The organism is Mesorhizobium sp. WSM4906 (assembly GCF_029674625.1).
Classification (GTDB): Bacteria; Pseudomonadota; Alphaproteobacteria; order Rhizobiales; family Rhizobiaceae; genus Mesorhizobium.
Map to the genome: position 1 here is coordinate 3,287,163 of NZ_CP121355.1, position 17,279 is coordinate 3,304,441.

General features: G+C 65.5%; 19 protein-coding genes. 16 read left to right on the forward strand and 3 right to left on the reverse strand.

What is annotated here, in order from left to right:
• Nucleotides 1-24 precede the first annotated feature (24 nt).
• The 9 genes from QAZ22_RS15665 to pobA all read left to right on the forward strand — a co-directional run bounded on the left by QAZ22_RS15665 (nt 25) and on the right by pobA (nt 7,542).
• The gene (locus tag QAZ22_RS15665) at nt 25-1,011 is read left to right on the forward strand and encodes an ABC transporter permease (protein WP_278207691.1); all 987 of its coding nucleotides are present in this window, start codon (nt 25-27) and stop codon (nt 1,009-1,011) included.
• Nucleotides 1,008-1,784, forward strand: a complete 777-nt coding sequence (locus QAZ22_RS15670) for an ATP-binding cassette domain-containing protein (RefSeq protein WP_278207693.1) — start codon at nt 1,008-1,010, stop codon at nt 1,782-1,784. The genes QAZ22_RS15665 and QAZ22_RS15670 overlap by 4 nt, the downstream gene beginning before the upstream one ends.
• Before the next feature lies 1 nt (nt 1,785).
• Nucleotides 1,786-2,640: a sugar phosphate isomerase/epimerase family protein gene (locus QAZ22_RS15675; RefSeq protein ID WP_278207694.1), complete on the forward strand. Its 855-nt coding sequence runs from the start codon at nt 1,786-1,788 to the stop codon at nt 2,638-2,640.
• Nucleotides 2,641-2,740: 100 nt separating this feature from the next.
• The gene (pcaD, locus tag QAZ22_RS15680) at nt 2,741-3,553 is read left to right on the forward strand and encodes a 3-oxoadipate enol-lactonase (RefSeq protein WP_278207696.1); all 813 of its coding nucleotides are present in this window, start codon (nt 2,741-2,743) and stop codon (nt 3,551-3,553) included.
• Nucleotides 3,546-3,950 carry a 4-carboxymuconolactone decarboxylase gene (pcaC, locus tag QAZ22_RS15685; RefSeq protein WP_278207698.1) on the forward strand — a complete coding sequence of 135 codons (405 nt, stop codon included), beginning with the start codon at nt 3,546-3,548 and terminating at the stop codon, nt 3,948-3,950. Before pcaD ends, pcaC begins: the two co-directional genes overlap by 8 nt.
• Nucleotides 3,943-4,695, forward strand: coding sequence for a protocatechuate 3,4-dioxygenase subunit beta (pcaH, locus tag QAZ22_RS15690; protein WP_278207699.1), 753 nt, complete (start codon nt 3,943-3,945; stop codon nt 4,693-4,695). Before pcaC ends, pcaH begins: the two co-directional genes overlap by 8 nt.
• Complete coding sequence (gene pcaG, locus QAZ22_RS15695; protein WP_278207701.1) at nt 4,695-5,309, forward strand: protocatechuate 3,4-dioxygenase subunit alpha; 615 nt, start codon at nt 4,695-4,697, stop codon at nt 5,307-5,309. The genes pcaH and pcaG overlap by 1 nt, the downstream gene beginning before the upstream one ends.
• A gap of 11 nt (nt 5,310-5,320) precedes the next feature.
• Nucleotides 5,321-6,370: a 3-carboxy-cis,cis-muconate cycloisomerase gene (locus QAZ22_RS15700; protein ID WP_278207858.1), complete on the forward strand. Its 1,050-nt coding sequence runs from the start codon at nt 5,321-5,323 to the stop codon at nt 6,368-6,370.
• On the forward strand, nt 6,370-7,542 hold the full coding sequence (gene pobA, locus QAZ22_RS15705) for a 4-hydroxybenzoate 3-monooxygenase (RefSeq protein ID WP_278207702.1): 1,173 nt from the start codon (nt 6,370-6,372) through the stop codon (nt 7,540-7,542). Before QAZ22_RS15700 ends, pobA begins: the two co-directional genes overlap by 1 nt.
• A 13-nt stretch (nt 7,543-7,555) precedes the next feature.
• On the opposite strand, the gene pcaF is transcribed toward pobA, so the two are convergent.
• From pcaF to QAZ22_RS15720, 3 genes are read right to left on the reverse strand one after another with little or no spacing between them, the layout of a single operon-like run.
• Nucleotides 7,556-8,761, reverse strand: a complete 1,206-nt coding sequence (gene pcaF / locus QAZ22_RS15710; protein ID WP_278207703.1) for a 3-oxoadipyl-CoA thiolase — start codon at nt 8,759-8,761, stop codon at nt 7,556-7,558.
• On the reverse strand, nt 8,762-9,565 hold the full coding sequence (locus tag QAZ22_RS15715; RefSeq protein ID WP_278207705.1) for a CoA-transferase subunit beta: 804 nt from the start codon (nt 9,563-9,565) through the stop codon (nt 8,762-8,764).
• Entirely contained in the window at nt 9,562-10,419 is an 858-nt protein-coding gene (locus tag QAZ22_RS15720; protein ID WP_278207707.1) for a CoA-transferase, read from the reverse strand. The genes QAZ22_RS15715 and QAZ22_RS15720 overlap by 4 nt, the downstream gene beginning before the upstream one ends.
• A gap of 231 nt (nt 10,420-10,650) precedes the next feature.
• Here QAZ22_RS15720 and QAZ22_RS15725 point away from each other — a divergent pair, with 231 nt between their 5' ends.
• The 7 genes from QAZ22_RS15725 to QAZ22_RS15755 are packed head-to-tail and all read left to right on the forward strand — an operon-like array spanning nt 10,651 to nt 17,237.
• On the forward strand, nt 10,651-11,376 hold the full coding sequence (locus tag QAZ22_RS15725) for a GntR family transcriptional regulator (protein ID WP_278207708.1): 726 nt from the start codon (nt 10,651-10,653) through the stop codon (nt 11,374-11,376).
• A gap of 2 nt (nt 11,377-11,378) precedes the next feature.
• A complete protein-coding gene (locus QAZ22_RS15730) occupies nt 11,379-12,413 on the forward strand; it encodes an ADP-ribosylglycohydrolase family protein (RefSeq protein ID WP_278207709.1) in 1,035 nt (344 codons plus the stop codon).
• On the forward strand, nt 12,410-13,384 hold the full coding sequence (locus tag QAZ22_RS15735; RefSeq protein ID WP_278207710.1) for a PfkB family carbohydrate kinase: 975 nt from the start codon (nt 12,410-12,412) through the stop codon (nt 13,382-13,384). Before QAZ22_RS15730 ends, QAZ22_RS15735 begins: the two co-directional genes overlap by 4 nt.
• A gap of 39 nt (nt 13,385-13,423) precedes the next feature.
• Nucleotides 13,424-14,488 (forward strand): ABC transporter substrate-binding protein, encoded by a 1,065-nt coding sequence (locus tag QAZ22_RS15740; RefSeq protein WP_278207711.1) that lies wholly within the window; start codon nt 13,424-13,426, stop codon nt 14,486-14,488.
• A 23-nt stretch (nt 14,489-14,511) separates the two neighbouring features.
• On the forward strand, nt 14,512-15,381 hold the full coding sequence (locus tag QAZ22_RS15745; RefSeq protein WP_278207712.1) for an ABC transporter permease: 870 nt from the start codon (nt 14,512-14,514) through the stop codon (nt 15,379-15,381).
• On the forward strand, nt 15,381-16,169 hold the full coding sequence (locus tag QAZ22_RS15750; protein WP_278207713.1) for an ABC transporter permease: 789 nt from the start codon (nt 15,381-15,383) through the stop codon (nt 16,167-16,169). Before QAZ22_RS15745 ends, QAZ22_RS15750 begins: the two co-directional genes overlap by 1 nt.
• Nucleotides 16,170-17,237, forward strand: a complete 1,068-nt coding sequence (locus QAZ22_RS15755) for an ABC transporter ATP-binding protein (protein ID WP_278207714.1) — start codon at nt 16,170-16,172, stop codon at nt 17,235-17,237.
• The last annotated feature ends 42 nt before the right edge of the window (nt 17,238-17,279 follow it).

Below are 17,279 nucleotides of genomic sequence, written 5' to 3' on the forward strand. Positions count from 1 at the left end.
GCCCGCTCTTAAAGGTGCAAAGACATGGCTTCTGAACAGCCCGGGTTCTGGGCTCGGGTGCAGCGCGCATCCGTCGAGCGGCTCCATATCAGGCTGGAGTCGCTGCTGGTGCTTGTCTTGCTGAGCGCGGCGATGGCGCTGCTGTCGCCCTTCTTCCTGTCGCTCAGCAATTTCCTCAACATCCTGCTCGCGACCTCGACGATCGGCGTGCTGGCGATCGCAGCCACCTTCGTCATCGGCTCGGGCGGGCTCGACCTTTCGCTCGGCTCGGTCATGGGCCTTGCCGGCGTGGCGGGCGCCTTCGTCGCCGTCAATCTCGGCTGGCCATCGGTGTTCGCGGTGATCGCCTGCATCCTTGCCGGCGCCATCGCCGGCTACATCAACGGACAACTGGTCACCCGCGCCTTCGTGCCGGCCTTCATCGTGACGCTCGGCATGCTGGGTCTCGCGCGCGGGCTGGCGCTCGTCATTTCGCAGGGCAGGGCGATCTACGGCCTGCCGCCAGAAATCGTCTATATCGGGCAAGGGAGGCCCCTCGGCATTCCGATGCCGGTCATCATCTTCGTGCTTACCGCGATCGTGGCGCATGCGGTGCTCGCCTATACGCGCTTCGGCCGCCACACGCTGGCGCTCGGCGACAGCGAGGGTGCCGCCCGCGCCGCCGGCATCCGCGTCGAGCAGCATCGCCGCATCATCTACACGCTCTCCGGCGCGCTCGCCGGTCTTGCCGGTCTGCTCTTCACCGCCCGCGTCAATGCCGGCGATCCGACCGCCGGCATCAACTATGAGCTCACCGCCATCACGGCGGCGATCATCGGCGGCACCAATCTGTTCGGCGGCCGCGCCTCGATCCTCGGCACGATGATCGGCGCGCTGATCATGGGCGTGCTGCAGAACGGGCTGACGCTGCTTGCGGTGCAGTCCTATTACCAGCAGATGGCGATCGGCGCGGTGCTGATCCTCGCGGTCTTCATCGACCAGTACCAGGTGCGGAAAGAGTCGCGCGTATGACCCTGCTTTCGCTCCACAACATCCGCAAGAGCTTCGGCGCGGTCGACGTGCTGCACGGCGTCGACCTGTCGGTCGCTGCCGGCGAGGTGGTCGGGCTGGTCGGCGACAACGGGGCCGGCAAGTCGACGCTGATGAAGACCATAACCGGCATCTACCGCGCCGATACCGGCTCGATCGAATTCGACGGCAAGGACATACTCGCCCTCGACCCCGGCCAGCGCCGCCGGCTCGGCATCGAGATGATCTACCAGGACCTGTCGCTTGCCAAACAACAGGACGTTGCCTCGAACATCTTCCTCGGCCGCGAGCCGACGAAAAGGCTGCTCGGTCTGTTCCCGGGTTTCGTCGACAAGGCTGAGATGGATCGCCAGGCGGCGCGCATGATCGAGCGGCTCGGCGCGCATCTGCCATCGATCAGCCGCTCCGTCGGCTCCTTCTCCGGCGGCCAGCAGCAGACGGTGGCGATCGCGCGGGCGCTCACCTTCAATCCGAAGCTCGTCATCATGGACGAGCCGACGGCGGCGCTCGCCGTGCGCGAGGTGCAGAGCGTGCTCGATCTCATCCGGCGCCTAAAGTCGGAAGGCATTGCCGTCATCCTGATCTCGCACCGGCTGAACGACGTGCTGTCGGTCACCGACCGCATCGTGGTGCTGCGTCACGGAAGAGCGGATGCCGATCTCGTCACCGCCAGGACCAACATGAACGAAGTCGTCAGCCGCATCGTCGGCGGCGGCGATACGGCCGCCGCGGCGGCGCATGAGCAACGAGGCTGACATGAACACATTCGGACTGCACACTTTCGCCATCGCCCCGCTCTGGGACCTCGCCCGCATCGAGCCGCAGATGGACAGGCTGAAGGAGCTCGGCATCGGCCTGATGGAGATCCCGCTGCTCAGACCCGAGGAGATCGACACCAAGCGCACGCGCGGCTTCGCCAACCACTATGGCGTTCAGCTCATCCCGTCGCTTGGCTTGCCGCGTGCGCTCGACGTCGTCGAGCGGCCCGAGGAGGCGCTCGACTTCCTGCAGCCGGCCTTCAAGGCCTGCAACGAGGTGGGTGCCGAGGCGCTCGGCGGCGTCACCTACGGCACGATCGGCAAGACCACGGGCCGCGCGCCGACGCAAAGGGAGATCGACGGCATGTGCCGCTTCCTCGAACGCGCGGCGAAATCCGCCAAGTCGCGCGGCCTGAAGCTCGGCATCGAGCCGTGCAACCGCTACGAGACGCATCTGATCAACCGCGGCATCGACGCGGCGCGCATCATCGAGCGCATCGGCGCCGACAACATCTTCATCCACCTCGACACCTACCACATGCATATCGAGGAAGAGAGCTTTGCCGCGGGCTTCGAGGCGGCGGCGCCCTTCCTCGGCTACGTGCATGTCTCGGAGGCCAATCGCGGCGTGCCGGGGCGCGGCATGCTCAACTGGGCGGCCTGTATGAAGGCGATCGCCGACATCGGCTATCAGGGCGCGATCACGCTCGAAAGCATGAACCATGTCGACGTCGACATCGCCGGCGGGCTGGCCGTGTGGCGCCCAGTGGCGGAAGATCCGCGCGACGTCATCGAGATCGGGCTGCCGTTCCTGCGCGAGGAAGCGAAGAAAGCGGGGCTGACGCTGGGATAGGCAGCAGAGCTCCTATAGGGAGCGGCCAAAGCAATCCTGGACGGTTTCGATTTACCGAACCAAATAGCTGGTGCAATGTGGGCTTCGGAGGATTGAAACCGTGCCATTCGCCAGCATAGGCGGCGTCACGCTGCACCACCGCCATATCGAAGCGACCGGTACTTCGCGTCCGATCATCTTCATCAATTCGCTCGGCACCGACTTCCGGATCTGGGACGACGTCGTCGCGCGTCTTGAAGGCGAAATGCCGATGCTGGTTTACGACAAGCGCGGCCACGGGCTTTCGGACATCGGCAGCGGTGCGCGTTCGATCGGCGACCATGTCGACGATCTGAGCGCGCTTGTCGATCACTTCGGTTTCGAAAAGGTGGTGCTCTGCGGCCTGTCCGTCGGCGGCATGGTCGCGCAGGGGCTTTATGCTCGCCGACCGGAATGCGTCGAGGCGTTGATCTTGAGCGACACGGCGCACAAGATCGGTACCGCCGAGAGCTGGAACAGTCGCATCGCGACGGTCGAGCGCGACGGTATAGAGGCGATTGCCGACGGCGTGCTGAAAGTGTGGTTCACGCCGGATTTCCATGCCAATCGCGCCGCCGAGCTTGCCGGCTGCCGCAACATGCTGACCAGGCAGGCGCTGCCCGGCTACATCGGCACATGCAGGGCGGTGCGCGATGCCGATTTCACCGACAGCGCGCGCCGCATCGCGGTGCCGACGCTTTGCATCGTCGGCGACCAGGACGGCTCGACGCCGCCGGACCTTGTGCGCGCGCTTGCCGAATTGATCCCAGGCGCGCGCTTCGAGGTTATCCGTGGCGCGGCGCATATTCCTTGCATCGAGCGGCCCGACGCGCTCGTCAGTTTGATCCGCGACTTTGTCGCCTCGTTGCCTGAGGGAAAGCACGCCCATGGATAACGACTCCAAGAATGAAAACCGATACCGGACTGGGGTCGAGGTCCGCCGCTCCGTGCTCGGCGATCAGCATGTCGACCGTGCCGAGGCCGCGACGACCGATTTCGATCTGCCGTTCCAGCAGCTGATCACCGAGGCCGCCTGGGGAACGGTGTGGTCGCGCCCCGGCCTGACGAAGCGCGAGCGTTCGATCGTGACGCTGGCGCTGCTTGCGGCGCTCGGCCATGACGACGAGGTGGCCATGCATGTGCGCGCCACCACCAATACGGGCGCCTCGCGCGACGATATCCGCGAAATCTTCCTGCATGTCGCGGTCTATGCCGGCGTGCCGGCGGCCAACCGCGCCTTCAAGATCGCCAAGGAGGTGTTCGCGCAGATGGACGGAGTCCCCCATGCCTGAACCTGGCTCCAACCGGACGCCGGAAACCGGTGCCTTCTACCAGCGCGACCGCCAATGGCACCCGCCGGCATTCACGCCTCCCTACAAGAGCTCGGTGCTGCGCTCGCCGCAGAAGGCGCTGATCGCCTTCGACAACACGCTGTCGGAACTCACCGGCCCGGTGTTCGGCCATACCATGCTCGGCGAGCTCGACAACGACCTGATCCACAATTTCGCCAGGCCCGGCGAGAGCGCCCTCGGCGAGCGCATCATCGTCCATGGACGCGTGCTCGACGAGCGCGGCAAGGGCGTGCCCGGCGTGCTGCTCGAATTCTGGCAGGCCAATGCCGGCGGCCGCTACCGCCACAAGAAGGACGGCTATCTCGCGCCGCTCGATCCGAATTTCGGCGGCTGCGGCCGAGCCATCACCGACGAGGACGGCTTCTATGCCTTTCGCACGGTCAGGCCCGGACCCTATCCATGGCCGAACGGGCCGAACGACTGGCGCCCGGCGCATATCCACTTTTCCGTGTTCGGCCACGGCTTCGCGCAGCGGCTGATCACGCAGATGTATTTCGAAGGCGATCCGCTGATCTGGCGCTGCCCGATTGTCGGCGGCATTTCCAACAAGGCTGCCGTCGAAGCGCTGATCGCCGCGCTGGACATGCAGTCGACAATCCCGATGGATGCGCTCGCCTACAAGTTCGACATCGTGCTGCGCGGGCGCCGCTCGACGCTGTTCGAGAACAGGCCGGAGGGCAATTGATGGCACAATCGCTCGACCGGCTGAAGGAGAGCCCTTCGCAGACCGCCGGACCCTATGTGCATATCGGGCTGACGCCGAATTTCTGCGGCATCGGCGGCGTCTATCCGGGCGACCTCGGCTCGACGATGGTCAACGACCAGACCAAGGGCGAGCGCATCGAGCTGCGCATCCGCGTGCACGACGGCACCGGCACGCCACTCAAGGATGCGCTGATCGAGATCTGGCAGGCGGACGCCAACGGGCTCTACAATTCGCCGGCCGAATTGCGTGGCGCGGCCGATCCTAATTTCCCTGGATGGGGACGGCAGCCGACAGACATGGAAACCGGGACCTGCCTGTTCCAGACGATCAAGCCTGGCCGGGTGCCGTTCCGCGACGGGCGGCTTATGGCGCCGCACATCACGCTGTGGATCGTGGCGCGCGGCATCAATATCGGCCTCAACACGCGGCTTTATTTCTCGGACGAGGAAAAGGCCAATGCCGAGGACCCGATCCTGGGGCGCATCGAGCACCGCGTGCGTGTGCCGACGCTGATCGCCGAGCGCCGGGGCGACACCTACGTCTTCGATGTCCATCTGCAGGGCGAAAAGGAGACGGTCTTCTTCGACAGCTGACCGTGGCCGACATGACCGTTTCGCCCTTCGACCATCCGCTGCTTTCCGGCCTGCTCGGCGACGAGGAGGCCACGCGGCATTTTTCCGTCGAAGCCGACATCGCCGCGATGCTTACCTTCGAGCGGGCGCTGGCCGAGGCGGAAGCCGAATGCGGCGTTATCCCGCATGATACCGAGGCGATCGTCAAAGCGCTGGCCTCCTTCCGGCCGGACACGGCGAAGCTGCGCGCCGGTGTGGCCAGGGATGGCGTCGTGGTGCCGGAATTGGTGCGTCAGATCAGGGCGGCGGTCGGCGATCCGCACGGCGAGTTCGTTCATTTAGGCGCGACCAGCCAGGATGTCGTCGACACCTCGCTTGTGCTGCGCCTCGGCCGGGCGATCGATCATATCGGCCTGCTGCTCGGCGAAAACATCGTGCGGCTCACCGGGCTCGCAGAGGAGTTCGGGGGCAGGGCGCTGATGGGGATGACGCGCATGCAGCCGGCAATTCCGATCACAGCAGCGGACCGGATCGCTTCGTGGCGAGCGCCTCTCGAGCGCCACCAGCAGCGCCTGAAGGAACAGTCCGGCCGGCTGCTTGTTGTGCAGTTCGGCGGTGCGGCCGGCACGCTCGACAAGCTCGGCGACAAAGCGCCGGCCGTGCGCGGGGCGCTCGCCGCCAGGCTCGGCCTTGGCGACGCGCCGCAATGGCATGGCCAGCGCGACGCGCTCGCCGAGTTCGCCGGCTGGCTGTCGCTCGTCACCGGCAGCCTCGGCAAGTTCGGTCAGGACGTCGCGCTGATGGCGCAAGCCGGAACCGACATCAGGCTTTCCGGCGGCGGTGGCTCGTCGGCGATGCCGCACAAGCAGAATCCGGTGAAGGCGGAAACGTTGGTCGCGCTAGCCCGCTTCAACGCTACGCAGCTTGCAGGTATGCACCAGGCGCTGGTGCATGAGCAGGAGCGCTCGGGCGCCGCCTGGACGCTGGAATGGCTGATCCTGCCGCAAATGGTGGTGGCGACGGCAGCGGCGCTCAAGCTTGCCGCCGAGCTTGTCGGGCAGATCGAGAGCCTTGGCCGCTGATGCGCACGCAGGTGGCCATCATCGGCTCAGGACCGTCCGGCCTGCTGCTCGGCCAATTGCTCGCCACCATCGGCATCGAGACGGTCATCGTCGAGCGGTCGACCCGCGAGCATGTGCTTGGCCGGGTGCGGGCCGGCGTGCTGGAGCAGGGCACGGTCGATCTGCTCGGCGAAGCGGGCGCTGCGGGGAGGCTCCATGCCGAGGGCCTGCCGCATTCCGGCATCTCGCTCGCCTTCGACGGGCGCCTGCATCGCATCGACCTCACGGGCTTGACCGGCGGCAAGCATGTCACCGTCTACGGCCAAACCGAGGTGACGCATGATCTGATGGACAAACGCGAGGCGGCTGGGCTCGTCACCGTCTACGAGGCGGCGAATGTCGCGCTGCATGATTTCGACAGCGCATCTCCCTTCGTCACCTACGACAAGGACGGCGTCACGCATCGTATCGACTGCGATTTCATCGCCGGCTGCGACGGCTATCACGGCGTCAGCCGCCGTACGGTGCCGGAAGGCGCGCTGAAGACCTTCGAGCGGCAATATCCGTTCGGCTGGCTGGGCGTATTGGCCGAGGTGCCGCCAGCCGATCATGAGTTGATCTACGCCAATCACGAGCGGGGCTTTGCACTCTGCTCGATGCGCTCGCCGCGCCGCAGCCGCTACTATGTGCAGGTCCCCGCCGATGAGCATGTCGAGGCCTGGTCTGACGACCGCTTCTGGGAGGAGTTGCGCCGGCGCCTGCCGCCGCAAACCGCGGCTGCCGTCACTATCGGGCCGTCCTTCGAGAAGTCGATCGCGCCGCTGCGCTCCTTCGTCGCCGAGCCGATGCGCTTCGGAAAATTGTTCCTGGTCGGCGACGCCGCCCATATCGTGCCGCCGACCGGCGCCAAGGGTCTCAACCTCGCTGCCAGCGACGTGCGCTATCTCTTTGCCGGGCTTCGCGAATTCTATGGCGACAAATCCGAAGCCATGCTCGATGCCTATTCAGCCAAGGCGCTGGCCCGAGTCTGGAAAGCCGTGCGCTTTTCCTGGTGGATGACGACGATCCTGCACCGTTTTCCGGAAACCGGCGAATTCGGCCAGCGCATCCAGGAAGCCGAGCTCGAATATCTGGTGCATTCCAAAGCGGCGTCCGCTGCGCTCGCCGAAAACTACGTCGGCTTGCCTTACTGATCGGCGGACGCGGTCACACCCGTTCCAGCGCTATCGCGATCCCCTGGCCAACGCCGATGCACATGGTGGCCAAAGCAAGCTTGCCGCCGCGCTCGCGAAGCTCCAGCGCTGCCGTGCCGGTGATGCGCGCGCCGGACATGCCGAGCGGATGGCCAAGCGCGATCGCCCCGCCATTTGGATTGATGTGCGCGGCGTCCTCGGCGATGCCGAGCTCACGCAGCACGGCGACGCCTTGCGAGGCGAAGGCTTCGTTCAATTCGACGACGTCGAATTGCTCGGGCCTCAGGCCGAGGCGGGCGCAGAGTTTCTTCGTGGCAGGCGCCGGACCGATGCCCATGATGCGCGGCGCGACGCCTGCGACTGCGCCGCCGAGGATGCGGGCGATCGGCGTCAGGCCATGTTTCTTCGCTGCCGCTTCCGAAGCCACGATGAGGGCGGCCGCGCCGTCATTGACGCCGGAGGCGTTGCCCGCCGTCACCGTCCCGCCTTGGCGAAACGGCGTCGGCAATTTGGCCAGCGCCTCGATGGTCGTGCCGGCGCGGGGATGCTCGTCCTTCGCCACGACGACAGGGTCACCTTTCTTCTGCGGGATGGTCACCGGCGTGATCTCCCTAGACAGCCGGCCGTTGGCTTGCGCGGCGACGGCCTTGTGCTGGCTGCGCACGGCAAAGGCGTCCTGGTCGGCGCGTGAAATCGAAAAATCCTCGGCGACGTTCTCGCCGGTCTCCGGCATGGAATCGACGCCGTACTGCTTCTTCATCAGCGGGTTGACGAAGCGCCAGCCGATAGTGGTGTCGTAGATCTCCGCATTACGCGAGAAGGCGCTGTCGGCCTTCGGCATGACGAAAGGCGCGCGGCTCATCGATTCGACGCCGCCGGCGACCATCAACTCGGCTTCGCCGGCCCTGATGGCGCGCGCAGCGATGGTGACGGCATCCATGCCCGAGCCGCACAGACGATTGACCGTCGAGCCAGGGATGTCCTGGGGGAGGCCGGCAAGCAGCAGCGCCATGCGGGCGACGTTGCGGTTGTCCTCGCCGGCCTGGTTGGCGCAGCCATAGACAACGTCATCGACGGCCGCCCAGTCGACGCCCGGGTTGCGCTCGACCAAGGCTTTCAGCGGTACGGCAGCGAGATCGTCCGCACGCACCGAGGACAGCGCGCCGCCGAAGCGGCCGATCGGCGTGCGGATGTAATCGCAGATGAAGGCATCAGTCATTTATGCGGCTTTCCCTTTGGCGGTCCCTTGATGCGCCGCCTTGGTGCGGGCCTGCAGGTCGCGCAATGTCTTCAGCTCGAGTTCCGCCGGCGCCGGCGTCTCGTCAAGGGCCTCCGCGAACTTGACCGTCCAGCCACAGGTCGCCTGCACCTCTTCGCGCGTGACGCCGGGATGCAGCGACACGACGGTGAATTCCTTGGTCACCGGGTCAGGCTTCCAGATGGCGAGATCGGTGATCAAAAGCGTCGGGCCGGCGGTGTCGATGCCGAGGCGCTTGCGATGGTCGCCGCCCTCGCCATGGCCGAAGGAGGTGAAGAAGTCGATCTTCTCGACCATGCCGCGCTTCGACTGCGCCATGGTGATGTAGACCTCTCTCGACGAGGTGGCGATCTCCGGCGCGCCGCCGCCGCCGGGAAGACGGGTCTTCGGGTGCGCATAATCGCCGATGACGGTGGTGTTGATGTTGCCGAACTTGTCGAGCTGGGCGGCGCCGAGAAAGCCGATCGAGATGCGGCCGCCCTGCAGCCAGTAGCGGAACATCTCCGGCACCGCGACGGTGGTGACGGCCGTGTCGCACAATTCGCCGTCGCCGATCGACAGCGGCAGCACGTCGGGCGCCGTGCCGATGGTGCCGCTCTCATAGATCAGCGTGATGTCGGGCGCATGCGTCAGCCGCGCGACGTTGCAGGCGGCCGACGGCGCGCCGATGCCGACGAAGCAGACATCGTCGTTCTTCAGTGCGCGGCTGGCGGCGATCGTCATCATCTCGTTAGGGGTGAAGCCCAGGTTTGGCGTGTCGTTCATGCGGCTTTCCTCAGATGCTCGACGCGGCCGGCAAAATCTTCCGCCGTGCTTTCCAGGACGTTCTTCCGCATCCATGCCTGAAAGCGGTCGCGGTCGGCGGCGATCTCATCCCATTCGAGATAGGCGGCGTTGTCGCGTTCGTAATAGCCATGCGCATAGGAGGGATGCGAGCCGCCGGGCACGACCGCGATCGCCGCGATCGTCCATCCCGGCAGCACGGTGAGGTTGGGGTGGAGATCGTCGAAATCGTCGACCACTTCCTCGACCGTCACGACCGCGCGCTTTGCCGCTAGCACCGCCTCCTTCTGGATGCCGATGATGCCTTCGACCAGCACGTTTCCTTTCCGGTCCGCCTTCTGCGCATGGACGAAGGTGACATCGGGCCGGATTGCCGGCACGGCGGCAAGCACCTCGCCGGTAAAGGGGCAGGTGACGGACCTGATGTTTGGATTGACCGCAGGCAGGCCTGCGCCGCGATAGCCGCGAAACACCGCGCAGGGGAGGCCGGCCGCGCCCGCCTCATAGGCGTTGGCCATGCCTGCATGGCTGTGCTCTTCAACCTCGATCGCGCGCGGAAAACCGTTCTCGATGGCGTCGCGAACGCGCCTGAGCAGGCCAACACCCGGATTGCCGAGATAGGAGAAGACGATCTTCCTTGCCATGCCCATGCCGATCATCTGGTCGTAGATCAGGTCGGGCGTCATGCGGATCAGTGTCAGATCGCGAAAACCCTGGCGGATCGCCTCATGCGCGGCGGCGGTCGGGATCAGATGGGTGAAGCCCTCGAAGGCGACAGCGTCGCCATCATGCAGGTTCTCCGCGACGGCCTCTTTCAGCGGCAGGAACTTGACCATCTCCAGGCTCCGGGGATTCAGTTTGCATTGCGAACACAAGTTTTCCATGGGCAATGCGGCGCGTCGAGAAATTCTTCTTCGTTTGATTTGGCGAGTTCCCGCCCCTTCTGTGACGCCGGATACCAACAGGCAAGTGAGGGAGAGCGGCGACGGTCGTAACAACGACGTTGACTCCCCGGCTCATATCCAATACTGAACAGGATTATACAGGTTCATTGAACAGGTATCGATATGGCCCGTCGCGCGATGCAGCTCACCCCCGGCACGGGCAAGCCCGAGCAGATCGCGACGGTGCTGGAGCGCGAGATCCGCTCCGGCGTGCTCGGCTTCGGCGATCGCCTGCAGAGCGAGAACGAGCTTGTTCAGCGCTTCTCCGTCAGCCGCAACACGGTTCGCAAAGGATTGGAGGAACTATCCAATCGCGGGCTGATCACCACCAAGGTCGGTATCGGCTCCTTCGTCACTTTCGACGGCATGCCGGTCGATGACGCGATCGGCTGGTCGCGCGCTTTGGCCAATGCCGGCGCCAATGCCGAGACCCGGACGTTGCGGCTCGAGGTCATCGAGGACGCCGAACTCGCGGCGAGACTCGGTGTCGAAAACCCGTCATTCATCGCCGTCGACCGCGTGCGAACCAATGCGGACGACGGACATGCCATCTCGATCGAACGCAGTCGTCTGCCTTTATCGCCGGAGCTTGAAGACGTGCCGCTGCGCGGCCTGCGCGAAGGCTCGCTCCACCAGACTTTGCGCGGGGCAGGGCTCGTTCCAGACCATGGCGAGGAGTGGGTCGACATCGAGATGCTGAGCGCCGCGGACGCCGCCATCCTCGACTGCGCGCCGGGCACGCCTTTCCTCAGGACGCGGCGGCTGACACGCGCCGCAGACGGGCGCGCCATCGAATTCGTCACCAGCCTGCTCAACCCGGCGCATTTCGCGCTGCATCTGGAATTTTGAGCATGGGCACGGCCGATATGACCGACCGGGCAATGGGCGCGCTCATCGGCGGCGCGCTGGGCGATGCGCTGGGCATGCCGACGCAGCTTCTGTCGCCCGCCCGTATCGCCGAGCTCTACGGCCACGTCGAAGATTTCGTCGCGCCCGCCGCCGACCATCCAGTGTCCAAGGGGCTGCCGGAAGGCGCCATCACCGACGACACCGAGCAGGCGCTGCTGCTCGGCCGCATCCTGGTCAGTTCCGGCGAGCGCTTCGACCACGGGCGCTGGGTCAACGCGCTGCTCGACTGGGAGCGGGACGTCAAGGCGCGCGGCAGCTACGACCTGCTTGGCCCATCGACCAAGCGCGCCATCGACGCGATCAATGAGGGCGTGCCGGCGGAAGAGGCGGGACGCGGCGGCGACACCAATGGCGCAGCCATGCGCATCGCGCCTGTCGGCATCATGATGCTACCGGAGCCGCTCGACGTGCTGGTCGCCAAGGTCGCCGAAACCTGCCGGGCCACGCATAACACCTCGATCGCCATTGCCTCCGCGGCCGCCGTCGCTGCCGCGGTCAGTCTCGGCGTTTCGGGCGGCGACTGGCGCGCCGCGTCCGGCCATGCGGTCGCAGCGGCGAGACTCGGCGCCGCGCTCGGCCATTGGGCGACCGGCGGCGATATCGCTGCGCGCATCCTGTGGGCGCAGGAGCTGGTTCGCGGCAAAACCGAGAACGACGCAATCAGGCTGATCGTCGACCTGGTCGGCACCGGCGTCGCCAGCCAGGAATCGGTGCCGGCAGCATTCGCGGTGCTGGAGGTGGCGCAAGGCGATGCGTGGCAGGCAGCCGTCATTGCCGCCAATCTCGGTGGTGACACCGACACGATCGGCGCTGTCGCCGCCGGCATGGCGGGCGCGTGCTCGGGCTTGTCGGAGTTGCCGCAGCATCGCATCGCAAGGCTCACGGGCATCGACCTCGCGGAAGTCCGCACGCTGGCCAGCGATCTCGTCGCGGCGCGGACGGCAAAGGCTGGCTCGGGCAAGGAGGCTGCAGCATGAGTGGACGGCTCGTCCATGTCGGCAGCGCGGTAGTGGATTATGTCTACCGCATCGATGCCTTGCCTGCGCCCGGCGCGGAAAGGACCGCGTCGAGCTACGCGCGGGTTGCCGGCGGCGGCTTCAACATGATGGTGGCGGCGAGCCGCACTGGCATGAAAGTGGTGTTCGGCGGGCGGCTCGGCACCGGACCCGACGGCGATTTGCTGCGGTCGGCATTTGCCGCCGAAGGCATCGAGACGCTGACGCCGCCGTCACCACTGATGGACAGCGGCAATTGCGTCGCCATGATCAGCAGCGACGCAGAGCGCACCTTCGTCTCATGGCCGGGCGCCGAAAGCGTGCTCACGCCAGACATGATGATGCCTGTCCAAATCATCCCGGGCGATTGGATTTTCACCTCCGGCTACACGCTGAGCTATCCCGGCAGCCGCGATGCGCTCGCTGACTGGATCGAGGCGCTGCCGGCGGACAGTCCATTGGTCTTCGACCCGACGCCGGTGATCGCGGAGATTCCGCGGCCGATCCTGGACAGGGTGTTGGCGTGCACCACCTGGCTGAGCTGCAACGCGGACGAGGCCGCCGAAATCGCCGGCGCGGGCGACGCGCAAACCGTCGCCATCCGCTTGCTCGCGCAGCATTGCCCCAAGGCTCAAGGCGTGGTCATCCGCGCCGGCGCGCGCGGCTGCCTGGTGCGGCTGGCGGAAGGCGGCACGCGTGCGATCCCCGGCTTCGCGGTCAACGCCATCGACACCAATGGTGCCGGCGACACGCATATCGGAGCCTTCATCAGCGCATTGTCGCGCAGCCTGTCGGCTTACGAAGCGGCCGGCTACGCGAACGCCGCCGCGGCCCTTTCCGTCACGCGTCATGGCGGCTCGTCAGCGCCGACGGACACACAAATCCGGGAATTCCTCGCCCTTCACGATCGCCCGGTGACCGTGCGTGGCGAGGAGCAAGAGGCCACACCTTAACAAGCCCGCAAAGCGGGCAAACAATGAGAGGAAAACAACATGCGCATGCCCAGACTGACTGCTTTTCTGACGGCGGCCGCCGTCTTGGTTTCCGCATTCACGCTGGCCGCTCAGGCCGCCGAAGAAGTGCATGTGTTGAACTGGAAAGGCTACGGCGCCGACGAGCCGTGGGCGGTCGCCAATTTCGAGAAGGCAACCGGCTTCAAGGTGGTCAACGACTTCTTCAACTCCGAGCAGGAGATGCTGACGAAGCTGAGGACCAATCCAGGGCTCTACGACGTCGTCATGATCAACGCTGCCTTCAACGATCAGGCGATGGCCGGCAAGCTGATCCAGCCGATCGACACATCGAAGCTCTCCAACTATGCCGACATCGCCAAGGACAAGGCCGGCTCGCCGATGCTGAACCACGACGGCAAGGTCTATGGTGTGCCGTGGGTCTGGGGCCTGACCGCGCTCGCGATCAACGAAAAATCCTTCGACAAGCCGCCGACGAGCATCACCGAAATGTGGGATCCGGCGCATAAGGGCCGCGTCGTCATCCGCGACGACGCGGTCGAGGCGGTGCAGTTCGGCGCCATTGCATCGGGACAGAACATCAACGACATCAAGGACATGGAGGCAGTCAAGGCGAAGCTCACCTCGCTGATGCCGCAGATCAAGACCTTCTGGAGCTCGGAGAACGACTGGAACCAGATGGTCGCCTCCAACCAGATCGACATCGGCACCTATTGGAGCGGCTCGGCCGACCGCGCCAAGACACATTTCAAGCTGCCGGTCTCGCTGGTCATTCCGCAGGAAGGCGCCGTCGCCTGGCTCGATGCCTTCTCAATTCCCGCCGGCTCGAAGAACGCCGCCGGCGCCGAAGCCTTCATCAACTACATGATCGACCCGAAATTCTATGTCGAATGGGTTACCAAGGTCGGCGCGCCGGTCTCGGCCAACACCAAGGCGGTCGAGGCTCTCCCTGAGGACGCCTTCAACCGCAAGGTCATGGGCAGCCCCGAGGTCGCCAAGCGCATCCAGTTCCAGGCGCCGGTCACCGATGAGCAGCGCGAGAAATACCTGGCGCTCTGGCAGGAGCTGAAGGTCAACGTGAAATAGTTGGCTCGGGGAGGAGAGGCATCATGGCCGAGCAGCTCGCGACCGGTCCGCGCCGCGGACTGAAGCCCGCCCTGCCGCTTCTCCTTCCCGCCTATCTGTGGCTGACGGTGGCGATCTTCCTGCCGCTGTCAGCCATGGTCTTCTTCTCCTTCATGACCGACCTGCCGCTGGCAGGGAAGGATTGGGCCTTCACGCTCGGCAACTATGCCGCCTTCTTCTCGCAAAGCCTCTACTCGACACTGCTGTTCGCCTCCTTGCGGCTCGGGCTCGAGGTCACGCTGTGGTGCATCGTCATCGGCTATCCGGCGGCCTATGTGCTGGCGAAGGTGCTGAAAGGGCGCAGCCGCGAGGCGATCTTCCTGCTCGTCATCCTGCCTTTCTGGTCGAACGGGCTGGTGCGCATCTTCTCCTGGGCGATGGTGCTGCGCGAGGGCGGCATCCTCGATACGGCGCTCAACGCCGTGCTGCCGTTCAAGATCAACATCGACCTGATGTACTCCTATCCGGCCGTCATCATCGGCCTCGTGCACTCCTACGTGCCCTACATGGTGCTGACCTGTTATCTCACGCTGCAGGCGATCGACGACTCGCTGATCGAGGCCGGGCGCTCGCTCGGCGCCTCGCGGCTGCAGGTGCTCAAGCGGGTGATCATCCCGCTGTCGATGCCCGGCCTTATCGCCGGCGCGGCACTGATCTTCGTGCCGGTCGTCGGCTCCTTCATGGAGCCGCGCATCCTCGGCGGCCGCACCGGCACTTTCTACGGCACCGTCATAGAGGATCAGTTTGTCGCCGTCTTCAACTGGCCGCTGGGGGCGGCGCTTTCCTTCATTCTGCTCGCCGTGGTGCTGATCATTCTGGCGCTCGCGGCGCCGGTGTTGCGGAGGGCCGGCTGATGGCGACGACGCGCATCCTCGAATGGCTCGGCCGCTTCTATATCGTCCTGCTGCTCGCCTTCCTCTATCTGCCGATCATTATCATGGCGCTGATGTCGTTCAACGTCTCGCCCTTCTACCAATTGCCGTTCGAGTGGACGACGGACTGGTATCAATCGCTCTGGCAGAACGACCAGCTGATCGCGGCGACCTGGAACAGCATCGAGATCGCTGTCATCACGACGGTCATCTCAACGGTGCTGGGCTCGATGGCGTCGCTGGCGCTTTACCGCTATGAATTCCGCGGCAAGAAGCTGCTGCAGGCGCTGCTCTTCCCGCCGATCGCCATTCCGTGGCTGATCACCGGCACGGCGATGCTGATCTTCTTTTTCGGCATCGGCATCGGCCGCGGTCTGGTCGCCATCCTGCTCGGGCATGTCGCGCTGGCGCTGCCTTACGTGATCGTCGTTGTGTCCGCCCGGCTGCAGACCTTCGCGCCGGAGCTGGAGGAGGCGGCTCGCTCGCTCGGCGCCAACCAGTGGCAGGTCACCAACCGCGTGACGCTGCCCTGGATCATGCCCGGCGTGATCGCCGGCGGGCTGTTCGCCTTTGCCGTCTCCTTCGACCAGTTCGTCGTTTCGTACTTCCTGTCGACGCCCGGCCAGACGACGCTGCCGGTCGAAATCTACGCCGCGATCCGCAAGGGATTCACGCCCGAGATCAACGCGGTGTCGACGATCATCATCGTGGTGTCGATGGCGCTGATGCTGCTCACGGCGCGCTTCTTCAAATTCGGCGGAGAGAAATAGATGGCAGGCGTCCAGGTCGCGAACGTCTCCCGCAGCTTTGGCGCGCACAAGGCGCTGGACGACGTCTCGATCGACTTTCCCGATGGCGGCTTCTATGCGCTGCTTGGGCCTTCGGGCAGCGGCAAGACCACGCTGCTGCGCCAGATCGCTGGCTTCGACTTTCCCGACACGGGCCGTATCGCCATCGGCGGTGAAAGCGTGGAGCGCGTGCCGGTCGAGAAGCGGCGCATCGGTATGGTGTTCCAGAACTACGCGCTGTTTCCGAACATGAGCGTCGCCGACAATGTCGCCTTCGGGCTTTCGGTGCGCGGCGAGCCGAAAGCGACGATCGCCACGGAAGTGCAGCGCGCGCTCGATCTCGTGCAACTCGGCAAGCTTGGCGGGCGCCGACCGCACCAGCTTTCCGGCGGCCAGCGCCAGCGCGTAGCGCTGGCGCGCGCCATCGTCACCAAGCCGCGCGTGCTTCTGCTCGACGAGCCGCTCGGCGCGCTCGACAAGGCGCTGCGCGTCGACATGCAGATCGAGCTGAAGCGCATCCAGCGCGAGATCGGCATCACCACCATCTTCGTCACGCACGATCAGGAGGAGGCGCTGACGATGAGCGACCGCATCGGCATATTGCGCGACGGCAGGCTGGTGCAGGAAGGGCCGCCGGAGGAGATCTACGACAGACCGCAAAGCGAGTTCGCCGCGACCTTTCTCGGCGACGCCAACATCTTTCGCGGTGATGCGACCGGCAACGGCATCCGGCTGCCGGATGGCACGATGATCGTCGCCGCCTCCGGGCCATCGCTGGCGGCCGGCGCCAAGGCGAGCTGCGCCGTGCGGCCGGAACGCATCCAAATTTCGACCGGTACGACGAGGCCTGACAAAGGCGACGCCAACACGCTCAAGGGGCAAGTCTCGAAACGCATCTTCGCCGGCAACAACAGCACCTATTTCGTCGAGCGTGATGGGCAGACGCTGAAAGTGATCGTCCAGAACACCGGCGCCGAGCGGCTGGCCGAAGGACAGCCGGTGGTGCTCAGCTGGTCGCCGGAAAGCACGGTGCTGATCGCGGCAAGCTGACGGTTGCCGCTGCCGATCCCTGATGGGAAATGATGGTGTGGG

Coding starts and splice junctions, on each gene's coding strand:
- QAZ22_RS15665 (WP_278207691.1), top strand. CDS start 25: ATGGCTTCTGAACAGCCCGGGTTCTGGGCTCGGGTGCAGCGCGCATCC.
- QAZ22_RS15670 (WP_278207693.1), top strand. CDS start 1,008: ATGACCCTGCTTTCGCTCCACAACATCCGCAAGAGCTTCGGCGCGGTC.
- QAZ22_RS15675 (WP_278207694.1), top strand. CDS start 1,786: ATGAACACATTCGGACTGCACACTTTCGCCATCGCCCCGCTCTGGGAC.
- pcaC (WP_278207698.1), top strand. CDS start 3,546: ATGGATAACGACTCCAAGAATGAAAACCGATACCGGACTGGGGTCGAG.
- pcaH (WP_278207699.1), top strand. CDS start 3,943: ATGCCTGAACCTGGCTCCAACCGGACGCCGGAAACCGGTGCCTTCTAC.
- pcaG (WP_278207701.1), top strand. CDS start 4,695: ATGGCACAATCGCTCGACCGGCTGAAGGAGAGCCCTTCGCAGACCGCC.
- QAZ22_RS15700 (WP_278207858.1), top strand. CDS start 5,321: ATGACCGTTTCGCCCTTCGACCATCCGCTGCTTTCCGGCCTGCTCGGC.
- pobA (WP_278207702.1), top strand. CDS start 6,370: ATGCGCACGCAGGTGGCCATCATCGGCTCAGGACCGTCCGGCCTGCTG.
- pcaF (WP_278207703.1), bottom strand. CDS start 8,761: ATGACTGATGCCTTCATCTGCGATTACATCCGCACGCCGATCGGCCGC.
- QAZ22_RS15715 (WP_278207705.1), bottom strand. CDS start 9,565: ATGAACGACACGCCAAACCTGGGCTTCACCCCTAACGAGATGATGACG.
- QAZ22_RS15720 (WP_278207707.1), bottom strand. CDS start 10,419: ATGGTCAAGTTCCTGCCGCTGAAAGAGGCCGTCGCGGAGAACCTGCAT.
- QAZ22_RS15725 (WP_278207708.1), top strand. CDS start 10,651: ATGGCCCGTCGCGCGATGCAGCTCACCCCCGGCACGGGCAAGCCCGAG.
- QAZ22_RS15730 (WP_278207709.1), top strand. CDS start 11,379: ATGGGCACGGCCGATATGACCGACCGGGCAATGGGCGCGCTCATCGGC.
- QAZ22_RS15735 (WP_278207710.1), top strand. CDS start 12,410: ATGAGTGGACGGCTCGTCCATGTCGGCAGCGCGGTAGTGGATTATGTC.
- QAZ22_RS15740 (WP_278207711.1), top strand. CDS start 13,424: ATGCGCATGCCCAGACTGACTGCTTTTCTGACGGCGGCCGCCGTCTTG.
- QAZ22_RS15745 (WP_278207712.1), top strand. CDS start 14,512: ATGGCCGAGCAGCTCGCGACCGGTCCGCGCCGCGGACTGAAGCCCGCC.
- QAZ22_RS15750 (WP_278207713.1), top strand. CDS start 15,381: ATGGCGACGACGCGCATCCTCGAATGGCTCGGCCGCTTCTATATCGTC.
- QAZ22_RS15755 (WP_278207714.1), top strand. CDS start 16,170: ATGGCAGGCGTCCAGGTCGCGAACGTCTCCCGCAGCTTTGGCGCGCAC.